General features: G+C 73.9%; 19 protein-coding genes. 14 read left to right on the top strand and 5 right to left on the bottom strand.

From position 1 onward, the window contains the following. Positions 1-23: 23 nt before the first annotated feature. Positions 24-1,235 carry a pyridoxal phosphate-dependent aminotransferase gene (locus ACIQD7_RS17385; RefSeq protein WP_121832158.1) on the bottom strand — a complete coding sequence of 404 codons (1,212 nt, stop codon included), beginning with the start codon at positions 1,233-1,235 and terminating at the stop codon, positions 24-26. A gap of 120 nt (positions 1,236-1,355) precedes the next feature. Between ACIQD7_RS17385 and mptB the strand changes: the two genes are divergently transcribed. After that, positions 1,356-2,810 (top strand): polyprenol phosphomannose-dependent alpha 1,6 mannosyltransferase MptB, encoded by a 1,455-nt coding sequence (gene mptB / locus ACIQD7_RS17380; protein WP_402442521.1) that lies wholly within the window; start codon positions 1,356-1,358, stop codon positions 2,808-2,810. Here the strand turns inward: mptB and ACIQD7_RS17375 are convergent. Continuing rightward, on the bottom strand, positions 2,785-4,389 hold the full coding sequence (locus tag ACIQD7_RS17375; RefSeq protein WP_402442519.1) for an amidohydrolase family protein: 1,605 nt from the start codon (positions 4,387-4,389) through the stop codon (positions 2,785-2,787). The genes mptB and ACIQD7_RS17375 overlap by 26 nt on opposite strands. A 19-nt stretch (positions 4,390-4,408) precedes the next feature. Beyond that, on the bottom strand, positions 4,409-5,719 hold the full coding sequence (locus tag ACIQD7_RS17370; RefSeq protein WP_402442517.1) for an alanine racemase: 1,311 nt from the start codon (positions 5,717-5,719) through the stop codon (positions 4,409-4,411). 249 nt (positions 5,720-5,968) lie between these two features. Between ACIQD7_RS17370 and ACIQD7_RS17365 the strand changes: the two genes are divergently transcribed. Genes ACIQD7_RS17365 through ACIQD7_RS17350 form a run of 4 tightly spaced genes read left to right on the top strand, consistent with a single transcriptional unit; the run spans position 5,969 to position 8,706 of the window. Continuing rightward, a complete protein-coding gene (locus ACIQD7_RS17365) occupies positions 5,969-7,015 on the top strand; it encodes a sugar kinase (RefSeq protein WP_402443267.1) in 1,047 nt (348 codons plus the stop codon). Next, entirely contained in the window at positions 7,012-7,773 is a 762-nt protein-coding gene (locus tag ACIQD7_RS17360) for an IclR family transcriptional regulator (protein ID WP_121833998.1), read from the top strand. Before ACIQD7_RS17365 ends, ACIQD7_RS17360 begins: the two co-directional genes overlap by 4 nt. Beyond that, positions 7,770-8,192 carry a RidA family protein gene (locus tag ACIQD7_RS17355; protein WP_121833997.1) on the top strand — a complete coding sequence of 141 codons (423 nt, stop codon included), beginning with the start codon at positions 7,770-7,772 and terminating at the stop codon, positions 8,190-8,192. Before ACIQD7_RS17360 ends, ACIQD7_RS17355 begins: the two co-directional genes overlap by 4 nt. Before the next feature lie 52 nt (positions 8,193-8,244). Beyond that, positions 8,245-8,706, top strand: coding sequence for a hypothetical protein (locus ACIQD7_RS17350; RefSeq protein WP_402442514.1), 462 nt, complete (start codon positions 8,245-8,247; stop codon positions 8,704-8,706). 54 nt (positions 8,707-8,760) lie between these two features. Here ACIQD7_RS17350 and ACIQD7_RS17345 read toward each other — a convergent pair whose 3' ends face one another. Continuing rightward, positions 8,761-10,137, bottom strand: coding sequence for a M14 family metallopeptidase (locus tag ACIQD7_RS17345; RefSeq protein ID WP_402442512.1), 1,377 nt, complete (start codon positions 10,135-10,137; stop codon positions 8,761-8,763). 165 nt (positions 10,138-10,302) lie between these two features. Between ACIQD7_RS17345 and ACIQD7_RS17340 the strand changes: the two genes are divergently transcribed. Next, on the top strand, positions 10,303-11,574 hold the full coding sequence (locus ACIQD7_RS17340; RefSeq protein ID WP_402442510.1) for a serine/threonine-protein kinase: 1,272 nt from the start codon (positions 10,303-10,305) through the stop codon (positions 11,572-11,574). 88 nt (positions 11,575-11,662) lie between these two features. On the opposite strand, the gene ACIQD7_RS17335 is transcribed toward ACIQD7_RS17340, so the two are convergent. After that, positions 11,663-13,381, bottom strand: coding sequence for a glycoside hydrolase family 18 protein (locus ACIQD7_RS17335; protein ID WP_205613971.1), 1,719 nt, complete (start codon positions 13,379-13,381; stop codon positions 11,663-11,665). A gap of 431 nt (positions 13,382-13,812) precedes the next feature. Between ACIQD7_RS17335 and ACIQD7_RS17330 the strand changes: the two genes are divergently transcribed. The 8 genes from ACIQD7_RS17330 to ACIQD7_RS17295 all read left to right on the top strand — a co-directional run bounded on the left by ACIQD7_RS17330 (position 13,813) and on the right by ACIQD7_RS17295 (position 21,048). Continuing rightward, the gene (locus ACIQD7_RS17330; protein ID WP_402442508.1) at positions 13,813-14,904 is read left to right on the top strand and encodes a hypothetical protein; all 1,092 of its coding nucleotides are present in this window, start codon (positions 13,813-13,815) and stop codon (positions 14,902-14,904) included. Positions 14,905-15,019: 115 nt separating this feature from the next. Beyond that, entirely contained in the window at positions 15,020-15,727 is a 708-nt protein-coding gene (cpaB, locus tag ACIQD7_RS17325; protein WP_402442506.1) for a Flp pilus assembly protein CpaB, read from the top strand. A 7-nt stretch (positions 15,728-15,734) separates the two neighbouring features. Beyond that, positions 15,735-17,000, top strand: coding sequence for a CpaE family protein (locus tag ACIQD7_RS17320; protein ID WP_402442504.1), 1,266 nt, complete (start codon positions 15,735-15,737; stop codon positions 16,998-17,000). A gap of 3 nt (positions 17,001-17,003) precedes the next feature. Then, positions 17,004-17,366 carry a TadE/TadG family type IV pilus assembly protein gene (locus ACIQD7_RS17315; protein WP_402442502.1) on the top strand — a complete coding sequence of 121 codons (363 nt, stop codon included), beginning with the start codon at positions 17,004-17,006 and terminating at the stop codon, positions 17,364-17,366. Then, a complete protein-coding gene (locus tag ACIQD7_RS17310; protein WP_402442500.1) occupies positions 17,363-17,809 on the top strand; it encodes a TadE/TadG family type IV pilus assembly protein in 447 nt (148 codons plus the stop codon). Before ACIQD7_RS17315 ends, ACIQD7_RS17310 begins: the two co-directional genes overlap by 4 nt. Then, positions 17,806-19,152 carry a CpaF family protein gene (locus ACIQD7_RS17305; RefSeq protein ID WP_121832973.1) on the top strand — a complete coding sequence of 449 codons (1,347 nt, stop codon included), beginning with the start codon at positions 17,806-17,808 and terminating at the stop codon, positions 19,150-19,152. The genes ACIQD7_RS17310 and ACIQD7_RS17305 overlap by 4 nt, the downstream gene beginning before the upstream one ends. Before the next feature lie 52 nt (positions 19,153-19,204). Next, a complete protein-coding gene (locus ACIQD7_RS17300; RefSeq protein ID WP_402442497.1) occupies positions 19,205-20,149 on the top strand; it encodes a type II secretion system F family protein in 945 nt (314 codons plus the stop codon). Between the two features lie 11 nt (positions 20,150-20,160). Then, a complete protein-coding gene (locus tag ACIQD7_RS17295) occupies positions 20,161-21,048 on the top strand; it encodes a DUF5936 domain-containing protein (protein ID WP_121832975.1) in 888 nt (295 codons plus the stop codon). Positions 21,049-21,054 lie beyond the last annotated feature (6 nt).

Below are 21,054 nucleotides of genomic sequence, written 5' to 3'. Positions count from 1 at the left end.
GGGGCCTCCGGGGCGCGGAGGGGCTACGGCTGGCTGTAGCCGTCCAGGAACCGCCCGATCCGCGTCACCGCGTCCGCCAGGTCCGCCGCCGCCGGCAGCGTCACGATCCGGAAGTGGTCCGGCTCGTGCCAGTTGAAGCCCGTCCCGTGCACCACCATGATCTTCTCGGCCCGCAGCAGGTCCAGGACCATCTGCCGGTCGTCCTTGATCTTGTAGACGTTCGGATCGAGCCGGGGGAAGAGGTACAGCGCCCCCTTCGGCTTCACACACGTCACGCCCGGGATTTGGGTCAGCAGCTCGTACGCCGTGTCCCGCTGCTCCAGGAGCCGCCCGCCCGGCAGGACCAGGTCCTCGATCGACTGCCGGCCCTGGAGGGCGGCGGCCACCGCGTGCTGCGCCGGCATGTTCGCGCAGAGGCGCATGTTGGCGAGGATCGTCAGGCCCTCGATGTACGAGGACGCGTGGTGCTTCGGACCGCAGACCGCGAGCCAGCCGGAGCGGAAGCCGGCCACCCGGTAGTTCTTGCTCATCCCGTTGAAGGTGAGGCAGAGCAGGTCGGGGGCGAGGGCGGCGGTCGGGGTGTGCGTGGCGCCGTCGTAGAGGATCTTGTCGTAGATCTCGTCCGAGCAGACGACCAGGCCGTGCCGGCGGGCGATCTCCGTCAGGGAGCGGAGCATCTCGTCGTCGTAGACGGCGCCCGTCGGGTTGTTCGGGTTGATGATCACGATCGCCTTGGTGCGGTCGGTGATCTTCCGCTCGATGTCCGCGAGGTCCGGCATCCAGTCGGCCTGCTCGTCGCAGCGGTAGTGCACGGCCGTGCCGCCCGCGAGCGACACCGAGGCCGTCCACAGCGGATAGTCCGGCGCCGGGACGAGGACCTCGTCGCCGTCGTCGAGGAGCGCCTGCATCGCCATCTGGATCAGCTCGGAGACGCCGTTGCCGAGGTAGATGTCCTCGACGGAGAGCGGGATGCCCTTGGTCTCGTAGTGGCTCATGATCGCCCGGCGGGCCGAGAGCAGCCCCTTCGCGTCCCCGTAGCCGTGCGCGTCCGCGAGGTTGCGCAGCACGTCTTCCAGGATGGCGGGCGGGCACTCGAAGCCGAAGGCGGCCGGATTGCCCGTGTTGAGCTTGAGGATGCGATGACCCGCGGCTTCGAGCCGCATCGCCTCTTCGAGCACCGGACCCCGGATTTCGTAACAGACGTTGGCGAGCTTCGTGGACTGGATCACCTGCATGACGAGAGCTTACGGCCGGGGCGGCCGGGGCGCTTCGTGTTTTGGGCCACGTCGGGGGTGGCGCGGTTCCCGGCGGCCGGGTGCGGTGCGGCCCGGCGCGGCCGGATAGGTTGGCACGCCATGTGGGTTTTCAGCGCCTCCGGATGCCGGTGGCTGGGTGCGGGCGGGGCGCTCGCCGTCGCCGTGGGCGGATGGTTCGCCGGGACGCTGCCGGTGCGCGGCGGCGGGGGGCTGTGGGAGCGGCACGGCACGGCGCCCGCGGTCGCCGGGGCCGTCCTCGCGTACCTCGGCCTGACCCTGCTCGTCGCCGCGTGGTGGCGCTACGGCGTGCTGCTCGTCCGGGGCGCCGGAGCCGCGCGGGACGGGGTCCTCAAGACCCTCGCCCTCTGGACCGCGCCGCTGCTCCTCGCCCCGCCGCTGCACAGCGCCGACGTGTACAGCTACATCGCCCAGGGCGCGATGGTCCTCGAAGGACACGACGTGTACGGCGCCGGGCCCTCCGTCCTCGGCCCCGGCGAACTCGGCGCCGAGGCGGCGGCGAGCGTCGGCGGCCACTGGACCGACACCCCCGCCCCGTACGGGCCGGTCTTCCTGGTCCTCGCGGCGGCGGTCGTGAAGGTCACCGGCGGGGCGGTCGTGCCCGCCGTCCTCGGGATGCGCCTGATCGCCCTCGGCGCGCTCGCGCTCACCGCGTGGGCCGTACGGGGGCTCGGCGGCGGGCCCGGCGGCCGGGCGGGCGCGCTGTGGCTGGCCGTCCTCAACCCGCTCTTCCTGATCCACGTCGTCGGCGGCACCCACAACGACGGCCTGATGATCGGGCTCGTCCTCGCCGGGGTCCTGCTCGCGACGCGGGGGCGGTGGGTGCTCGGCTCCGTCCTCGTCGGCCTCGCGCTGACGGTGAAGTCCCCGGCGGCGGTCGCCCTGCTCTTCATCGGGGTGATGGTCGCCCGCCGGGCCGGGGGCGGCGCCCGCGGCACGGCGAAGGGCCTGGTGCTTCCCGGGGCCGTCGCGGGGGCCGTGGCGGCGGGGGCGACCGTGCTCGCCGGGACCGGGTTCGGGTGGCTGCGCACGCAGAGCGTGGCCGGGACCATCCACACCGCCCTGTCCCTGACCAGCGACCTGGGACTCGGGCTCGGACTGCTCCTCGCGGACGACCCCGACCCGGTCAAGGACCTCGTGCAGAAGCTGGGCCTCGCCGCCGCGCTCGTCCTCATCGCGGTCCTCGCGTGGCGGGCCTGGCGGGGACTCCTCGACCCGGTCCTCGGCCTCGGCCTCTCCCTGGTGGCCCTGGTCGCGCTCTCGCCGATGGTCCAGCCCTGGTACCTGCTGTGGGGGACGGCCGTCGTCGCGTCGGCGGCCTGGTACGGCCGGGCGGGACAGGTCCTCGCGGTGCTGTCGGCGGCCCTCGTGTACGAGACGGCGCCGTCGGGACGTACGCCGTGGTACGGGTTCGTGGCGGCGGGGGTCGTGGCCGCGCTCGGTCTGGTGTGGGCGCGGCGGGAGCCGTGGCGGGCCGGCGCCCCGGAGGACGCCGGCCCCGTGGACGCGCCTAGCGGGAGACCGGCGTCCTCCTGATCGCGCGGCCCGCCAGGACGTCCGTGCGCCGGCCGTCCTCGATCACGAACCTCCCCCCGACCAGGACGTGCGGGATGCCCGTCGGGAGGGTCCTGGGGTGCTCGTACGTCGCGCCCGAGGCGACCGTCGCCGGGTCGAAGAGGACCAGGTCGGCCACGTACCCCTCGCGGACCAGGCCCCGGTCGGGGAGCCGGAGGCGGGCGGCCGGGCGGGAGGTCAGATGGGCGACGCACTCCTCCAGGGACAGGACGCCCAGGTCGCGCGCGTACCGCCCCAGGTACTCGGGGAACGTGCCGTACGCGCGCGGGTGCGGCTTGAGGCCCTGGAGGATGCCGTCCGAGCCGCCCGTGTGCACCCGGTGGCGCATGATCGTCCGGACGTTCTCCTCGTGGCCCACGTGCTGGAGGATCGTCGTGCCGAGCCGGTCCTCGACCAGGAGCCGGCGGGCCGTGGCCCAGCCGTCGACGCGGCGGCCGACGAACTCCGCGAGCCCGGGCCCGGTCACCCCCGAGACCTCGATCGTGGACCAGTCGACCGGGACGCCGTGGCAGCCGTCCGAGCCGACCTCCTCCAGGTGGTGCCGGATCCGCTCGGCCGTCGCGTCGTCCCGGAGCCGCGCGAGCACCGCCTCCGGGCCGCCCTCGCTCGCCCAGCTCGGCAGCACGGCCACCAGGGTCGTGCAGCCGGGGGTGTACGGGTACGTGTCGAGGCTGATGTCCGCGCCCGCGTCCAGGGCCCCGTCCAGGAGGGCGAGCAGCTCGGGGGCCCGGCCCTCGTTCACGCCGAAGTTCATGGTGGCGTGGGCCAGGTGCAGGGCGCACCCGGCCTCCCGGGCCAGGGCGATCATCTCCGCGTACGCGTCGAGGGCCCCGGCCCCGTACGAGCGGTGGTGCGGGCAGTAGTAGCCGCCGTACTCCGCGACGACCCGGCACAGCTCGGTCAGCTCGGCGTCCGGCGCGTACATCCCCGGGGTGTACGTCAGGCCGGAGGACATGCCGACCGCGCCCTGCTCCAGGCCCTCGGCGACGAGCCGCCGCATCAGGTCCAGCTCGGCGTCCGTCGCCGGGCGGTCCTCCCAGCCGACCGCCCGCATCCGGACCGTCCCCTGGGGGACGAGGTAGGCGGCGTTGACGGCGATGCCCCGGCCGCCGTGCGCGCCGTCGAGCCGGTCGAGGTACTCGCCGACCGTGCGCCAGTCCAGGTCCAGGTCGGAGCCGTCGCCGTTCCAGCCGGTGATCGCCCGCCGCACCTCCGCGCGCGTGCGGTCGTCCACCGGCGCGTACGACAGGCCGTCCTGGCCCAGGACCTCCAGGGTCACGCCCTGCGCGGCCTTCGCGGAGTGGTCCGGGTCGCGGAGCAGCGCGAGGTCGCTGTGGGCGTGCATGTCGACGAAGCCGGGGGAGAGGACGAGCCCCTCGGCGTCCAGGATCCGGCGGCCGGTGGGCCGCTGGCAGCCGGCGGCGGCCGCCTCCTGGACGATCGTGGTGATCCGGCCGTCCTCGACGCCGACGTCGGCCCGGTAGGAGGGGCCGCCGCCGCCGTCGACGACCTCGGCGTCGCGGATGACGAGTTCCAGCACTGTTCCGGCTCCCCGGTGCCTAGAAGAAGGTGCGGATGTGGTCGACCACCGTGCCGTCGGCCTCGACCAGCGGGATGAGCTGCCACTTGTCGAACGACGTGCACGGGTGGGAGAGGCCCATCCCCACCCAGTCCCCGACCTCCAGGTCCGCGCCCGGCTCCGTGCGCAGCCAGGCGTGCTGGTCGGAGAGGCCCGTCACGGTGATGCCCTCGGCGGGGCGGATCTCGCCCGTGCGGGCGTCGCGGACCACCTGGGCCTCGGGGAGGTGCAGGTCGTGGGCGGCGTCGCGCTTGCCCGCGTTGGTGAAGGCCTGCTCGGCGGTGGGCCGGGAGACGACCTGCGACCAGAGCCGGAACGCCGGCTGGAGCGCGCCCTCCGCCGGGACCCGGTTGAAGGGGGTGAGGCGCCGGTAGTGGCCGTCGTCGTGCGAGACGTACGCGCCGGAGCGCAGCAGCCTCAGGACCGGGAGGGAGAGGGCGGGGATCTCCGCGAAGACCTCCGCGACCGTGTCGAACCAGGCGCTGCCGCCCGCGCTCACCACGATCTCGCCGATCCCGGCGTCGAAGCGGCCCTCCGCGTCGAAGGCGGCGGCCAGGCCGGTGAGCCGCAGCAGCCAGGCGCGGACCCGCCCGGGGTCGGCCTCCGGCACCTCGCCCTCGTACCCGGCGACGCCGACGAGCCGCAGGGCGGCGGTGGCGGCGACCGCGTCCGCGACGGCGGCGCACTCGGCCTCCGTACGGGCGCCGGTACGGGCCCCCTCGCCCGCGCCCAGCTCGACGACGACGTCCACCGGGCGCACCGCCCCGGCGGCGCGCAGGGCCTCGTCCATCAGCTCGACGCCGCGCACGGAGTCGACGTAGCAGACGAAGCGGAAGTCCGGGTCGGCGTCCAGCTCGGCGGCGAGCCAGCGCAGGGCGACGGGGTCGACCAGCTCGTTCGCGAGGAAGATCCGGCCGATGCCGTGGGCGCGGTAGACGCGGGCCTGGTGGGGCACGGCGGCGGTGATGCCCCAGGCGCCGTGCGCCAGCTGCCGCTCGAAGAGCCGGGGGGCCATGGAGGTCTTGCCGTGCGGGGCGAAGGCGAGGCCGTGGCGCTCGGCGTACGTCTCCAGGAGGCGCAGGTTGTGCGCGACGGACTCGGCGGAGAGGGCGAGGACGGGGGTGGTGTAGCCGCCGGTGAAGAGGTCGCGGCGCTGGGCGGAGAGCTCGCCGACGGTCAGGCCCTCGGCGTCCGGGGGGAGGGCCTTGAAGCGGTGGTCGACGCGTTCGGCGGCGAGGTCGGGGACCTCGTGCGCCTTCCGCGCGGGCGTCTCGTTCACCGGGCCGGGCATGGGGCTCCTCCTCGTGGGTGTTGCATGATGTGCAACAGTCATTGCGCACCTTGCTCATGGCTGTCTAACATCCGGGCCAAGGCCGGGTCAATGGACCCGTGGGACTCGCAGGGAGCACGAGCAGTGAGCGGACACGCGCCCCCGCCGCCGGACGCGGTGCCGGATGTGGTCCGCGCGGTGGATGCCGCCCTGCCTGCCGACACCGTCCGGCCCGTTGACGCCGTCGACGTCGTCTGTCTCGGTGAGTCCATGGTCACCTTCCTGCCCTCCCGGCCGGGCCGCCTCGCGGACGTGCCCTCCTTCACCCGGGCGATCGGCGGTGCCGAGTCCAACGTCGCCTGCGCCCTGGCCGCCGCCGGGCACCGGGCCAAGTGGGTCGGCCGGGTCGGCCGCGACGGCTTCGGCGACCACCTGGTCGACGTCATCGGCGGCCACGGCGTCGACGTCACCGCCGTCGGCCGCGACCCGCGCCGGCCGACCGGGATCTACTTCCGCACGGACGAGGACCGGGCCACCGACGCCCACGAGGTGGTCTACTACCGGGCCGGTTCCGCCGCCTCGGCCATGTCGCCCGCGACCGTTCCGTACGAGAGCGTCGCCGGGGCCCGGATCCTGCACCTCACCGGCATCACCGCCGCCCTCTCCGGGGACTGCCTGGCCCTGGTGCGGGAGCTCACCGCCCCGCGCCCCGGCCGGCCGGTGGTCTCCTTCGACGTCAACCACCGGCCGGCCCTGTGGCACGACGGCGACGCCTCCGGCGTGCTCCTCGGTCTGGCCCGCCGCGCCGACGTCGTCTTCGTCGGGGCGGACGAGGCGGAGCGGCTGTGGGGCCTGGGGGACCCCCGCGCGGTCTTCGAGGCGCTCCCCGAACCGGGGACCGTCGTGGTCAAGCTGGGCGGGACCGGGGCCGTCGCCGTCGACCGGGGGACGCGCGAGCACGCGGAGGACGGGCTCTTCGTGCCCGCCCCCCGCGTCGACGTCGTCTCCCCGATCGGCGCCGGGGACGCCTTCGCCGCCGGTTTCCTCTCCGCGACCCTGCGCGGCCTCGGCCTCGGGGCGCGGCTCCGGCACGGGCACCTCGCGGCCGCCGCCGCCCTCACCGTCCCCGGCGACCTGGCCGCCCCGCCCCGCCGCGACCGCGCCGACCGCCTGGCCGCGCTCGGCGACGCGGCCTGGGGGACACTTCACCTCGGCCCCGGCTGGACGGAGGCCGACGAGAGGGACCCCGGGCGGACGGGCGACGGCCCGGACGGCCCCGGCCGCGCGGGGGACGACCAGGAGGTACGTACGCCATGAGCCAGACCGTCGACCGGGCGCTCAGCATCCTGCCGCTGCTCGCGCGGGGCCCCGCCGACCTCGGGCAGGTCGCCGAGAGCCTCGGCGTCCACAAGTCCACGGCCCTGCGGCTGCTGCGCACGCTCCACGAGCACGGTCTCGTCCACCGCCAGCAGGACCAGCGCTACCGCCTCGGCGCCCGGCTCTTCGCGCTCGCGCAGGAGGCCGTCGAGAACCTCGACGTCCGGGAGATCGCCCACCCCTACCTCACCGCGCTCAACGAGCGGATCGGGCACACGATCCACCTCGCGGTGTACGAGGAGGGCGAGGTCCTCTACATCGACAAGGTCGAGAGCCGCTACCCGGTCCGGATGTACTCGCGCATCGGCAGGCCCGTCGCGATCACCGTCGCCGCCGTCGCCAAGCTGCTCCTGGCCGACCTGCCCGAGGCCGAGCGGCGCGCGGTCGCCGCGAAGCTCGACTACCCCCCGTACACGCCCCGTTCGACGCCGAACGCCGCCGCCTTCCTCAAGGAGCTGGCGACCGTGCGCGAGCAGGGGTGGGCCACCGACCTCGGCGGCCACGAGGAGTCCATCAACTGCGTCGGCGCCCCCATCCGCGGCGCCGACGGACGGGTCGTCGCGGCCATGTCGGTCTCGGCGCCCAACGTGGTCGTCACGGCCGAGGAACTCCTCACCCTCCTCCCGCAGGTGCGCCGCACCGCGGACGCCATCAGCCGGGAGTACTCCGGCACCGCCCCGACGAAGGACACCGCATGAGCGACCGGCCGACCGAGAAGATCGCCCTGACCCCCGCCACCCACACCACCCCGCCCGCGAAGTTCTCGCACGGCGTGAAGAAGGGCAACATCCTGCAGGTCGCCGGCCAGGTCGGCTTCCTGCCCGCCGTCGAGGGCCAGGCCCCGACCGTGGCGGGCCCGACCCTGCGCGAGCAGACCCTCCAGACCTTCGCCAACGTCAAGGCGATCCTGGAGGAGGGCGGCGCGACCTGGGACGACGTCCTGATGACGCGCGTCTACCTGACGGACGTGGACCACTTCGCCGAGATGAACGAGATCTACAACCAGTACTTCGAGGAGCAGGGCCTCAAGGCCCCCGCCTCCGCCCGCACCACCGTCTACGTCGGCCTCCCCGCCGGCCTCCTCATCGAGATCGACGCGCTGGCGGTCCTGGGCTGAAAAGCCCTTCCGTGTGCGACGGTTGACCCCCGAGACCACAGGGGGACCTCACATGGGACGCGCGAAAAGAACGAAACCGTTCGGCACCGGCGTCGGCATCGGCCTGCCGGTCGCGGCCGCGCTGTGCGCGGGGCTGCTGGCGGGCTGCGGCGGGGCGCAGGAGAAGCCGGACCTGGCGGACCAGGACCGGTTCCTCGGCCGGTACGTGACGCTGCTCAACGCCTCGGACGAGGCCGGCCTCGCCGACCTCCTCGCCGCCCACCCGCACGGCAGGGACGACGCCCGCGCCCGGATCGAGGAGTACGGCGGCCAGGACTGGGACGTGACGTGGAAGCGCACCTCCGAGTTCCCGGACGTCTGGAGCGTCCGGCTGACCGGCACCGCCGGGGAGCGGAAGCGTCCGGTCGCGGTCGTGGAGACCGTGAGCCGGGAGGACGGGCACTGGCTGCTGACCCCGCTGGACGGGGTGGTCCCGAAGCCGTCCGGCGCGGCGGACACGGCGCGCCCCCGGTGACGGGAGCGGGCCCGTACCCCCGGAGGAGTACGGGCCCGCACCGGGCGTTCCGGATCACGCCGCGCAGTACTGCCCCTGCTTGCCGATCGAGCGGTACATGCAGTCCGCGTTCTCCAGGAGTTGGAGGACCGCGTCCCGGTTGCGGGCGGTTTCGCGTTCGATGACCTCGTCGGGCGGGTAGAAGCCGCCGTTCCAGGAGGACGTCGGGTACATCTCGAAGGTGTACGCGAAGATCCTCTGCGCGCCCCACAGGTAGTCGTCGATCGAGCCGTCCGTGACGTACAGGTCGCTGGACTGCTCGGGCGTGTAGCCGTTGCTCGCGGCCATCTTCTTGCCCACCGCCGCGAAGGCGTTCCGGTCGTCCTGGGTCATGCCCGGGGCGGTGTCGGCGGTGGTCCAGCCGAACGGCCACAGCACCAGTTCGCTGTACGTGTGGAAGTCGATCGACGCCTTGATCTGCTGCTTCCCGCCGATCACGCGGGAGCGGACGAAGTCGGCGACGACCTTCACCTCGGGAGCGGACTCGGGGGCCGTGCCCCGGTAGGTCTCGGAGCTCTTGGTGCCGGAGGAGCCGCCGCAGCAGCCCCACTTGTAGTCCCAGTTCCGGTTCGTGTCCGTACCGACGTACGAGGAGCCGGAGTTGGGCTGGCGGTTCTTGCGCCAGCTGCGGTAGGAGCCGGACGCGATGTCGTACTCGCCGCCGTCCGGGTTGAGGTCCGGGACGATCCAGATCTCGCGCCCGTTCACCGCGTTGGTGACCCTGCTGTCCGTGCCGTAGCCCGCGCCGAGTTCGCGCAGCAGGTAGAGCGCCATCTCGACGGTGAGGTGCTCGCGGGCGTGCTGGTGGTGGGTGAAGAGGACCTCGGGCTCGTTCTCGTCGACGGCCACGTTGTCGCTGACCTTGATCGCGACGATGTCCCGGCCCTCGTACGACTTCCCGATCACCCGCTTGCTCATGATCGAGGGGTACTGGGCGAGCCGCTGGTTGATCTCCGCGGTCGCCTCGGCGTAGTTGTGGTAGCGGGAGTCCGCCGACGGGAAGTCCAGTGGGCCGAGCGCGGACCGGGCAGCCTCGCCCCGGTCCGGCGGGCCCGGCAGGGCCACGGGCCGGTAGCCCAGGGCCCGGACGCGCCCGAGCTGCCGGGCGTTCGCGCTGATCACGACCGCGCGGGCGTCGACCTCGTCGATCGAGACCCCGGTGGCGGCGAGCGCGGTGCGGGCGGCCGGGGTGGCGGGCCCGGCCACCTCGTACTGCCGGACCACCTCCTCGTCCGCGGCGGAACGGGCGGCGGTGCCGGCGGCGGCCGACGCCGGGTCGGCCCCGGCGGGCGTCGAGAGCGCGGAGAGGGGCGCCACGAGGGCGAGCGCCACGAGGGTCGCGAGGAGGGCCGGCCTCCTGCCGGGCCTCCTCGCGCGGAGGGAACGTCGCATGGTGTCTCCTGGGTGGGGAGTGTGGGGGGTGCGACAACGACGAAGCGGAACGGGGGTGGGGCGAGGGGGTGATGCGGGTCGTGCGGGATCGTGCGGGGTGTTCCGGACATGGTGGAGTCATGTCATGGACCGGTCAAGGTACGGACTTCGGCCATACTGTCCCGCGTGGGGACCCTCATCGGCAGATACGTCATCGAGCACAAGCTGGGCGAAGGCGGCATGGGCACCGTCTACCTTGCCCGATCGCGCGGCGGCCGCGCCGTCGCCGTCAAAGTGGCGCGGCCGGAACTCGCCTCCGATCCCTCCTTCCGCGCACGCTTCCGCGCCGAGGTCGCCGCCGCCCGGCAGGTCGGCGGCTTCCACACCGCACAGGTCGTCGACGCCGACCCCGACGCCGAGGCGCCCTGGCTCGCCACCGCCTACGTCCCCGGCCCCACCCTCGCCGCGCTCGTCACCGACGAGGGCCCGATGGACGAGGCGCGGCTGCGCGCGCTCGGGGCCGCGCTCGCGGAGGCCCTGGAGGCCATCCACGCCTGCGGGCTCGTCCACCGCGACCTCAAGCCCGGGAACATCGTCATGGCCCCCGACGGGCCGCGCGTCCTCGACTTCGGGATCGCCCGCGCCCTGGAGTCGACCCGGCTCACCGCCACCGGCTCCGCCTTCGGCACCCCCGGCTACCTCGCCCCCGAACAGGCCCTCGGAGAGGAGGTGACGGGCGCCGCCGACGTCTTCGCCCTCGGTGCCGTCCTCGTCGCCGCCGCGGGCGGCCGCCCCTTCGGGGAGGGGACGCCGATGGGCCTCATGTACCGCTCGGTCCACGAGGCCCCGGACCTGGCCTCCGTCCCGGAGTCCCTGCGCGGCCTGATCGGCCGCTGCCTCGCCAAGGACCCGGCCGAACGCCCCACGCCGGACGAGATCCTGGACGCGCTGGGGGAGGGGGAACCGCACCCCGCCACGCTGGTCGTACCGGCGGCCCCCGCCTACGGACCTCCGCAGGGACAGACGCCCCCGCAAGGACAGACGCCCCCGCCGGGACAGACGCCGCCACCGGGGCTCGTACTCCCGCACGTACCGCCCCAGGGGTTCGGGCCCCCGCAGGGCTTCGGGCCGCCGGGCGCCTTCGCCGTACCGCCACCGCCTTCCGTCGCGCCCGGTTTCGTACCGGAGTTCGTGGCCGCCGACCGGGTGTCCGGGATCGTCGTCGACGGCTCCGGCGTGCACCTCCAGCTCTACGGCGAGGAGGTCGACTTCGGCTGGGAGGAGATCTCCGGCGTGGACCTGCTGCGCACCCGCCGCGGCCGGGGGCTGCGCGTCGTCGTCTCGCTCCACGAGGGCGGCGCCTACACCTGCGAGCTCGACGGCCGCCGCGCCGCCCGGGTCGAGGAGTGGGTGGCGCGGCTCGACCCGGTCCTGGCCACGTTCCTGCCCCGCCGCTGACGGGCCCCGTACGGCCCCGGGAACGACGCAGCGCCGCCGGGGGAGCGGCGGCGCTGCGGAGCCCGTACGGGGACGGGGAAGGGTCCCGTTACGGGAGGCCGTGCACGTGCGGACCGACCGCGTTCGACCAGGCGTTGCCGGCCGTCGCGTCCCAGTTGGTGGACCAGGTCATGGCGCCGCGCAGGGACGGCCAGGCCTGGGCCGGCTTGAAGGAGCCGCAGTTGGTGAGCTTGGTCAGGCAGTCGAGCGCGTTGTTCACGATCTGCGGGGACACGTAGCCGCTGCCCGCGCCCCGGGTGGAGGCGGGGACGCCCAGGCCGACCTGGGACGGGTCGAGACCGCCCTGGATCTGGATGCAGGCGAGCGCGGTGAGGAAGTCCACCGAGCCCTGGCTGTAGACCTTGCCGTCGCAGCCCAGCATCGAACCGCTGTTGTAGTACTGGGTGTTGATCACCGTGAGGATGTCCTTCACGGCGAGCGCGGTCTTGAAGTACTCCGTGCCCGTGGACTGCATGTCGATGGTCTGCGGGGCCATCGTCAGGACCAGGCTCGAACCCGCCTTCGCGGAGAGCTGGCGCAGCGCCTTGGTGAGGTACGTGGAGTTGATGCCGTGCTCGAGGTCGATGTCGACGCCGTTGAAGCCGTACTCCTGCATCAGGGCGTACGTGCTGTTGGCGAAGGCGGTCGCGCTCGCGTCACTGTTGATCGTGACGTTGCCCTTCTCGCCGCCGACGGAGATGATCACGGACTTGCCGGCCGCCTTCTTGGCCGCGACGTCCGACTTGAACTCGGCGACCGAGGAGTAGCCGACGGCCGGGTCGAGGTTGAAGACGATCTGGCCGGGCGTGGCCGTCGAGTCGGCGAAGGAGACGGCGATGATGTCGTACGCCGCCTGCACGTCCCGCAGCTTCTGCTTGGCCGCGCCGTTGTCGAAGTTCTGCCAGTAGCCGGTCACGGCGTGCTTGGGCACGGCCGGGCCGGGGCCCGTCTGGTTCTTGGCGGTGCGCGCCGTCACGGCGGTGGACTTCGCGGACTCGCCCGCGGAGTTCGTCGCGGCGACCTGGAACTGGTAGGCGGTGTCGGCGGTGAGCCCGGTGACCGTGGTGGAGGTGCCGCTCACGGTCTGCGGGTTGGCGCCGTCCCGGTACACCTTGTAGGCCGTCGCGCCGGAGACCGCGCCCCAGCTCAGGTCGACGGAGGAGGAGGTGACGGTGCCCGCCGCGAGGCCGGCCGGGGTGGCCGGGACGACCGGGTCGGGGTCCTGGCCGCCGCCCCCGTCGGGCCCGAAGACGCTCACGTCGTCGACGAGGTAGGGGGAGGTGCCGTACCAGCCGTGGGTGTAGATCTGCACCGAGGTGGTGGAGGCGCCCGTGGTGAAGGTGGTGGTCAGCTGCTTCCAGGACGGGGAGTCCGGCGTCCAGGTGGAGACCGAGCCGGTGCCGGTCCCGGTGCCGCTCGCGCCGAGGTAGGCGTAGCCGCCCTGGACCCAGGCGCTCAGCGTGTACGTCGAGTTGGGCTTCACGGCCACGGTCTGCACGCACTTGGCGTTGTCGAGACCGGCCGGGGTGGCCTTCAGGGCGCCGGCGCCGGTGCGGACCGGCGAGGAGACGGCGGCGCCGCTCCCGGCGGAACAGGCCCAGTTGGCGAGCCCGTTCTCGAAGCCCGCGTTCTTGGCGACGTTGACGTCCGCCGCCTGGGCGGTGCCGGCTCCGCCGACGAGGACGAGCCCGGAGCCGACGGCGAGCGCGAGGGCTCCGCCGAGCCATCTGCGCCCGCGCGGGCGGGTGGTGGTGCGGTCCACGTGCATCCTCCGTGGGGGAGTTGGGGATGTGGAGGTGCCGTACGTCGTCGTACGGAGGGGGTTCGTACGGGGGTACGAGGCGGTACGAGGGGTACGGGTACGGACGGTGGCCACCGTTGTGCGAACAAGCTGGTCCAGACCAATCGTGTTGTCAAGACCTCTGACGACAAGCGGTGTTCGGGCGGCGGGGGGATTCCGGGACGGAAAGGGCCGTGGGGCCCAGGCTCCGGGCCCAAGGGCGGGGCCCGGAGGTGGGTCCGGACGCCCCGGGCGCCCGGGCCCAAATAAATGGGGGCAGCTTGGCGGATTGTGTGTTCACCACCCCGGGGGACGTGGATAAGGTGCAGAGGCGGCCGCACCCCGGTGTGACGCCGTGAACGCGGTAAGTGAGCCGTGACCCCCGTGACCCCGGGGGCCGGAGGGGACGGGGGCCCGACGTGCCGACAGCGATCGCGGTCACCAGCGCCGACCTGGTGCTGCCGCCGACCGACCCCGGGACCCCGCGCGCCGCCGTGCTCCCGCCTCCCGAGGGACGCCCGCTGGACGCCTCGGTCGCGGACCTGCAACAGCTCCTCGCCCGGTACGGACACGTGGTCGTCGTCTGCCCCACCTCCGCCCCGGCCGCCGTCGAGCGCCGCCTGCACGCCGTCCGCTCCCTCCTGGAGAGCGACCGGATCGCCCTGGTCAGGACCGACCTGCCGCCGCTCGGCGCGGCCGTCCTCGTCCGCCAGCTGTGCCTCCTCGCCGGGTACGACTTCAGCCCCGGAGTCCTCGCCTCCGCCGCCCGGCTGCTCGCCCACTACATCTACGCGGGCGCCGTCCTCGGCTCCGTCTCCCGGCTCGACCGCGTCCCCGTCGGCCTCGGCTCCCACCTCAAGGGCTGGCTGCCCGGCGCCCACTTCGCCGTCCTCGCCGGACCCACCCCGCAGATGGTCCGCGTCGGCGACGGCGGAGAGGCCCTCGCGGGACCGGAGTTCACCACCGAACTCCTCCTCGCCCGGGGCCGCCTCCAGACCGACTGGCCCGCCACCGTCCTCGTACCCCGCTGGCGGATCCCCGGCCCGGTCCAGGAGACCGCGCTGCCCGCCGCCTCACCCGGCTGGTGGGGCACCGGAAAGCTCGTCGAGTTCGCCGCGTACCTCCCCGACCCGGCCGTCCTCCACCAACTCGTCTCCTCCGTACGGCGCGAGACCTGCCACTGGTGCGGCATGGACCTCATCGGCGACCGCTGCGGCTTCTGCGCGGCACCCCTGACCCACCCGGAACCCGGGGGCCGCGGGTACGGATACGGGGACGGGGGCGGGGACGGCGGTACGTACGGGGAGGCGGGGGGCGCGGATCCGCGCGCGGGCGCGCACCCGACCGCGTACCCGGACGGGCCCGGCACGGACCCGCGTGCGGTGGGCCCGGCGGACCCCCGTGCCCTGGACCCCGCGGACACTCCCGCCACCCACGCCCTGGGGCCCGCCGTCCCGCACCCGACCCGGGCCCTCGGACCCGGCGCGCACACCCCCCGCGCCCTGCCGTGAACCGCGCCCGTGACCCCCGCCCCCGTACGCCCGTCCCCGTCCCCGTACACCCGCTCCCGCCCGCCCACCGTCTCCGTCCGTCCGGACCCACGTCTCCGATCGAGGTAGTACGGCCATGAACTCCCGCCAGCGCCGCGGCGTGATCCTGCTGCTGCTCTCCGTCCTGTGCGCCCTCGGCGCCTTCGTCGGCGTGCTCGCCGTCATCGGGGACGTGAACTCCAAGGTCGGCCCGGAGACCACCGCGTACCGGATCAAGAGCGCCGTGGAGCCCTACCAGCCCCTGAAGGCGGACCAGTTCGAGAAGATCACCATGCCGAAGCGCTGGCTCTCGGAGACCGCCGTCACCGACCTCGCGCGGATCCGGGGCAAGATCGCCGTCACCCGGCTCAAGGAGGGCTCGCTCCTCCAGGAGGACATGATCGTCGACCGGCCCGCGCTCCAGCCGGGCCAGCAGGAGATCGCCATCATGATCGACGCCGGCACCGGCGTCGCCGGCAAGATCACCGCCGGCGCCACCGTCAACATCTACGCCACCTTCGCCGGCGAGAAGAAGGGCGACCCCGACCAGTCCCGCATGATCGTCTCCGGCGCCCGCGTCCTCGACGTCGGCAAGCTCACCCCGGCCTCCGAACGCTCCGACCGCGCCGACCGGGCCACCTCCACCGTCCCGATCACCTTCGCGCTCTCCACCCTCGACACCCAGCGCGTCGCCTACGCCGAGTCCTTCGCCGAACACGTACGCCTCGCCCTCGTCGCCCCCTCCACGGGCGGCGCCCCCGTCGACCAGCGCGACCGCACCTACACGCTCGACAAGGACAAGTGAGGCCGGTATGACCACGAGGATCCTGCCGGCCGTCGGCGACCCCGACGCGGCGCGGGCCGTCAGCACGCTGCTCAGTCAGCTGCCCGACGCCGAGCCCGCGCCGCCGGTCGCCGACTCCACCCAGCTCGTCGACACCCTCGCCCGGCTCGCCGCCGCCTCCCTCGACGAACTCCCCGAGGTCGTCCTCGTCCACGAGCGGATCGGGCCCGTCCCCGCGCTCGAACTCGTCCGCGAGGTCGCCCTCCGCTTCCCCGCCGTCGGCGTCGTCCTCATCACCGGCGACGCCGGGCCCGTCCTGTTCTCCGCCGCCATGGACTCCGGCGCCCGCGGCCTCGTCACCCTGCCCCTGGGGTACGAGGAGCTCGCCAGCCGCGTCCAGGCCGCCGCCCAGTGGTCCGCCGGGGTCCGCCGCCACCTCGGCACCGGGCCCGACCAGGGCACCGGACCCGGCGGCACCGTCGTCACCGTCGCCGGTGCCAAGGGCGGCGTCGGCACCACCGTCACCGCCGTCCACCTCGCCCTCGCCGCCCGCGCCTCGGGCCGGAGCGTCGCCCTCGTCGACATGGACCTCCAGAACGGCGACGTCGCCTCGTACCTCGACGTCCAGTTCCGGCGCTCCGTCGCCGACCTCGCCGCCATCACCGACATCTCGCACCGCGTCCTCCAGGACGCCGTCTTCGTCCACGAGACCGGCCTCTCGCTGCTCCTCTCCCCGGCCGAGGGCGAACGCGGCGAGGAGGTCACCGACCGCGCCGCCCGCCAGGTCGTCAGCGCCCTGCGCGGCCGCCACGAGGTCGTCGTCGTCGACTGCGGCTCCCGGCTCGACGGCGCCAACGCCGCCGTGATCGAGATGGCCGACACCGCCCTCCTCGTCACCACCCCCGACGTGGTCGCCGTCCGGGCCGCCAAACGGACCGTACGCATGTGGGAACGGCTCCAGGTCCGCAAGGCCGAGGAGACGGTCACCCTCGTCAACCGGCAGCACCGCTCCAGCGAGATCCAGCCACCCCTCGTCCAGAAGATCACCGGCACCCGCGTCGCCGGCGTCTCCGTCCCCGCCCACTTCAAGGAGCTCCAGGCCGTCGTCGACGCCGGCCGCCTCCACGAACTCGACGCCAAGTCCACCGTCAAGCAGGCCCTCTGGACCCTCGCCGGCGAACTGGGCCTCGTCCACGCGCCCCGGGCCGCGGGCGCGGGACAGCCCGGCAAGCAGCTCGCCCGCACCGGCGACCGGGGCTCCCTCGGCCTGCGCCGCCGCACCGGAGGCCGCTGACCCATGCGTGTCCACCGGGACGACGACAAGGGGCAGGTGGCGGTCGAGTTCCTCGGCATGGTCCCCCTGATCCTGCTCACCCTCGCCCTGCTCTGGCAGGTCGTCCTGGTGGGGTACACGTACAGCCTGGCGGGGAACGCGGCGGACGAGGGGGCGCGGGCGTGCGCGGTCGACGACGACTGGGGCGCCGCCGCCCGCCGCCACATCGACGGCGCCTGGAACGTCTCCGAGGTGAGCTGCACCCCGAGCGGCGGCATGGTCGCCGTTCGGGTCCAGGTCGACGTGCCCGCTCTCGTCCCGGGCCTGGGGGGCCTCTTCCCGGTCACGGCGGAGGCGGGCGCGGTACGGGAGGAGCCGACACCATGAGCCGACAGCCGCGCGCGAGGGCCCGCGCCACGGACGAACGGCGGCCCGCACGGGCCCGCGCCACGCACGCGCGGCCGCGGCTCGGACGGGCCCGCGACCGCGGTCAGGCCGCCGTCGAGTACCTGGGCTTTCTGCCGATCCTGCTCCTCGTCGGCCTCGCCGGCCTCCAACTCGGCGTCGCCGCGTACGCCGCCCAGCAGGCGGGCACGGCGGCGCGGGCGGCGGCGCGGGCGGCGACCAGCGACGCGGAGGAGCGGCCCGACGCCACGGCGGCCGGCTACGCCGCCGCCGACTGGGTCACCGGCGTCGACGTCGACCGGGGCGGCGGCGAGGCCGTCGCCACCGTCACCGTGCGCATCCCCTCCGTCGTCCCCTTCTGGACCTTCGACGACGTGCAGAAGACCGCCACCATGCCGATGCCCGACGAGGAGGACCTGCCGTGAGCCTGCGCGCCCGCATCAACGCCCCCGAGGACCGAGGCGGCAGCGCCGCCGCCCGCGAGGACGGGCACCTCGTCGCCGCCTTCCGCGCCAAGCTCCTGGAGGAGATCGACCTCACGGAGATGTCCGCGCTCGCCGCCGCCGAGCGGCGCGCCCGCCTGGAGCGCGTCCTCGGGCACATCATCAGCCGCGAGGGCCCGGTCCTCTCCACCGCCGAGCGCTCCCGGCTGATCCGCCGGGTCGTCGACGAGGCCCTCGGCCTCGGCGTCCTCGAACCGCTCCTCGAAGACGCCTCGATCACCGAGATCATGGTCAACGGCCCCGACCAGATCTTCATCGAGCGGGGCGGCCGCGTCGAACTCCTGCCGCTCCGCTTCGCCTCCCACGACCAGCTCATGCAGACGATCGAGCGGATCGTGTCGACGGTCAACCGGCGCGTGGACGAGTCGAACCCGATGGTCGACGCCCGCCTCCCCTCCGGCGAGCGCGTCAACGTCATCATCCCGCCGCTCTCCCTCACCGGCGCGACCCTCACCATCCGCCGCTTCCCGCGCGCGTACACGCTCCACGAGATGCTCGGGCTCGGCTCCCTGGACGAGCAGATGCTGCTGCTGCTCTCCGGGCTCGTGCAGGCCAAGTTCAACCTGATCGTCTCCGGCGCCACCGGCACCGGGAAGACCACCCTCCTCAACGCGCTCTCCGGGCTCGTCCCGGACGGCGAGCGGATCATCACCATCGAGGACTCGGCCGAGCTCCAGCTCCAGCAGTCCCACGTCATCCGCCTGGAGGCCCGGCCGCCCAACATCGAGGGCCGCGGCGCCATCTCCATCCGCGACCTGGTCCGCAACTCCCTCCGGATGCGCCCCGACCGCATCATCGTCGGAGAGGTGCGCGGCGGCGAGACGCTCGACATGCTCCAGGCGATGTCCACCGGCCACGACGGCTCGCTCGCCACCGTGCACGCCAACTCCGCCGAGGACGCCCTGATGCGGCTCCAGACCCTCGCCTCGATGTCGGAGGTGAAGGTGCCGTTCGAGGCGCTGCGCGACCAGATCAACAGCGCGGTCGACGTCCTCGTCCAGCTGACCCGGCACCCCGACGGCACCCGCCGGATCACCGAGATCGCCGTCCTCGCCTCGCACGGCCGCGAGCGCTTCCTGCTCGCCACCGTCTGCCGCTTCCACGCCGAGCCGCTCGCCGCCGACGGAAGGGTGTACGGGCGGTTCACGTACCACCCGCTGCCGCGCCGGGTCGCCGAGCGCCTCTACCTGGCCGGGCAGCCCCTTCCGCAGGCCTTCGGCGTGGCCCCGACCGACGCACACCTGGCCGTCCGGGAGGCGGAATGACGACCGGCGGGTACGGCAGGCACGACAGACACGCGTCCGTCCGGGAGGCGGAATGACGACCGACCCCTTCTGGCTGACGATCGGCGTCGCGCTGCTCTGCTGCGTCCTGGGCGTGACCGGCGTCCAGCTGTACGCGAGCGGGGCCCGCCGCCACGCGGCCCTCGTCGCCCGGCTCGACGAGACGGCCGGACCCGAGACCCCCGGCCGCCGCAGGCGCCGCTTCCGGGGCGTCGACCGGCGGGTGCGCGCGACCGCGCTCGGCCGGAAGCTGGAGCTGCGGATCGCGGCCACCGGCCTGGACGTCACCCCCGGCGAGTTCACGGTCGCCCTCACGGCGACCGTGGCGGTCCTGTGGGCCGTGGGGCAGGCGGCGCTGTCCTCCTTCTTCGGCCCGATCTGCGGCTTCCTCGGGATCTGGGTGGCCCTCGGCTACCTCAACTGGCAGCGCCAGAAGCGCATCGAGAAGTTCATCAACCAGCTTCCCGAGCTCTCCCGCATCCTGGCCAACGCCACCCAGGCCGGACTCGCGCTCCGGATGGCGCTCAGCCTGGCGGCCGACGAGCTGGAGGCCCCGGCGGGCGTCGAGCTGGAGAAGGTCGCCCAGCAGCTGTCCGTCGGCACCTCGCTCGACGACGCCCTCGGCGAGCTCGCCGAACGCCTCCCCTCCCGGGAGCTCGTCGTCCTGGTCACCACCCTGGTCCTCGCCAACCGGGCCGGCGGCACCGTCGTCTCCTCGCTGCGCAACCTCACGGAGACGCTGGAGGAGCGCAAGGAGACCCGGCGCGAGGTCCGCACCCAGCTCTCGCAGGTGAGCATGACGGCGTACTCGGTCCCCGTCATCGGGATCGGTTCGCTGCTGCTCATCGACAACATGCAGCCGGGGGCCCTGGACCGGATGACGGGTTCGGGCCTCGGACAGGCCGCCGTGATCGCGGCGTTCGCCCTGTACGCGGTCGGCTTCGTCATCATCCGCCGCTTCTCGAAGATCGACGTGTAGGGACGGCCGCCGTGGACCTCCTCCTCGCCCTCCTGGCCGGCCTCGCGGTCGCCGGTGCCTGCTACGGCGTCCGGCTCTACCGGGCCGACGCCAAGCTCCCCGACGACCTCCGGCTGGCCCTGGAGGTCGGCGCGACCCGTACCGGCGCGGTCGACTCGGCGGTCGACCGCCTGGGGATGCGCTGGTCGCCGGCCGTGCTGCGCCTGATGGGCCCCCAGCGGGTCAACGCGGTGCGCCGCCGCATCGACCTGGCCGGGAACCCCGGCGGCCTGACGATCGACCGGTACGGGGCGAGGCGGGCGGTGTACGGCTTCCTGGGCGCCCTGGGAGCCCTCCTGATGCTGTCGAAGGGCTCGTACCTCACCGCACTGCTCCTGCTGGCCTTCGGGGCGTTCTGGACCGAGGTGGGGATCTGGTCGGCGGTCCGGATCCGCAAGGACCAGATCGAGCGCACGCTGCCGGACTTCCTGGACGTCCTCGCCGTCGTCGTGTCGGCGGGCCTCGGCTTCCGGCAGGCGCTCGAACGGGTCGCGGAGAAGTACGAGGGGCCGTGGTCCGACGAACTGCGCATCACCCTGCGGCAGATGGACATGGGCGTCAGCCGCCGCCAGGCCTTCGACGAGCTGCGCCGCCGCAACGACTCGGAACAGGTGGCGCAGTTCGTGACGGCGCTCCAGCAGGGCGAGGAGCTGGGCGCCCCGATCGTGGACACGCTCATCCAGATCGCGAACGACATGCGGCGCACGGACGCGCAGAACGCCCGCCGGAAGGCGGCGAAGGCGGTCCCGAAGGCGACGATGGTGATCACGACCCTGATGGTCCCGGCGACGATGATCCTCCTCGGCGCGGGCCTGTTCCTGGGCACGGGGACGGACTTCGGCTCGGTGACGGGCGAGTGAGCCGCT

It is taken from the genome of Streptomyces sp. NPDC093071 (genome assembly GCF_044754545.1).
Taxonomy (GTDB): Bacteria; Actinomycetota; Actinomycetes; order Streptomycetales; family Streptomycetaceae; genus Streptomyces.
This window is presented reverse-complemented; position numbering and strand designations above follow the sequence as displayed.

Coding starts and splice junctions, on each gene's coding strand:
- ACIQD7_RS17310 (WP_402442500.1), top strand. CDS start 17,363: ATGAGCCGACAGCCGCGCGCGAGGGCCCGCGCCACGGACGAACGGCGG.
- ACIQD7_RS17345 (WP_402442512.1), bottom strand. CDS start 10,137: ATGCGACGTTCCCTCCGCGCGAGGAGGCCCGGCAGGAGGCCGGCCCTC.
- ACIQD7_RS17315 (WP_402442502.1), top strand. CDS start 17,004: ATGCGTGTCCACCGGGACGACGACAAGGGGCAGGTGGCGGTCGAGTTC.
- ACIQD7_RS17320 (WP_402442504.1), top strand. CDS start 15,735: ATGACCACGAGGATCCTGCCGGCCGTCGGCGACCCCGACGCGGCGCGG.
- cpaB (WP_402442506.1), top strand. CDS start 15,020: ATGAACTCCCGCCAGCGCCGCGGCGTGATCCTGCTGCTGCTCTCCGTC.
- ACIQD7_RS17365 (WP_402443267.1), top strand. CDS start 5,969: ATGGTCACCTTCCTGCCCTCCCGGCCGGGCCGCCTCGCGGACGTGCCC.
- ACIQD7_RS17300 (WP_402442497.1), top strand. CDS start 19,205: ATGACGACCGACCCCTTCTGGCTGACGATCGGCGTCGCGCTGCTCTGC.
- ACIQD7_RS17335 (WP_205613971.1), bottom strand. CDS start 13,381: ATGCACGTGGACCGCACCACCACCCGCCCGCGCGGGCGCAGATGGCTC.
- mptB (WP_402442521.1), top strand. CDS start 1,356: ATGTGGGTTTTCAGCGCCTCCGGATGCCGGTGGCTGGGTGCGGGCGGG.
- ACIQD7_RS17385 (WP_121832158.1), bottom strand. CDS start 1,235: ATGCAGGTGATCCAGTCCACGAAGCTCGCCAACGTCTGTTACGAAATC.
- ACIQD7_RS17355 (WP_121833997.1), top strand. CDS start 7,770: ATGAGCGACCGGCCGACCGAGAAGATCGCCCTGACCCCCGCCACCCAC.
- ACIQD7_RS17360 (WP_121833998.1), top strand. CDS start 7,012: ATGAGCCAGACCGTCGACCGGGCGCTCAGCATCCTGCCGCTGCTCGCG.
- ACIQD7_RS17370 (WP_402442517.1), bottom strand. CDS start 5,719: ATGCCCGGCCCGGTGAACGAGACGCCCGCGCGGAAGGCGCACGAGGTC.
- ACIQD7_RS17350 (WP_402442514.1), top strand. CDS start 8,245: ATGGGACGCGCGAAAAGAACGAAACCGTTCGGCACCGGCGTCGGCATC.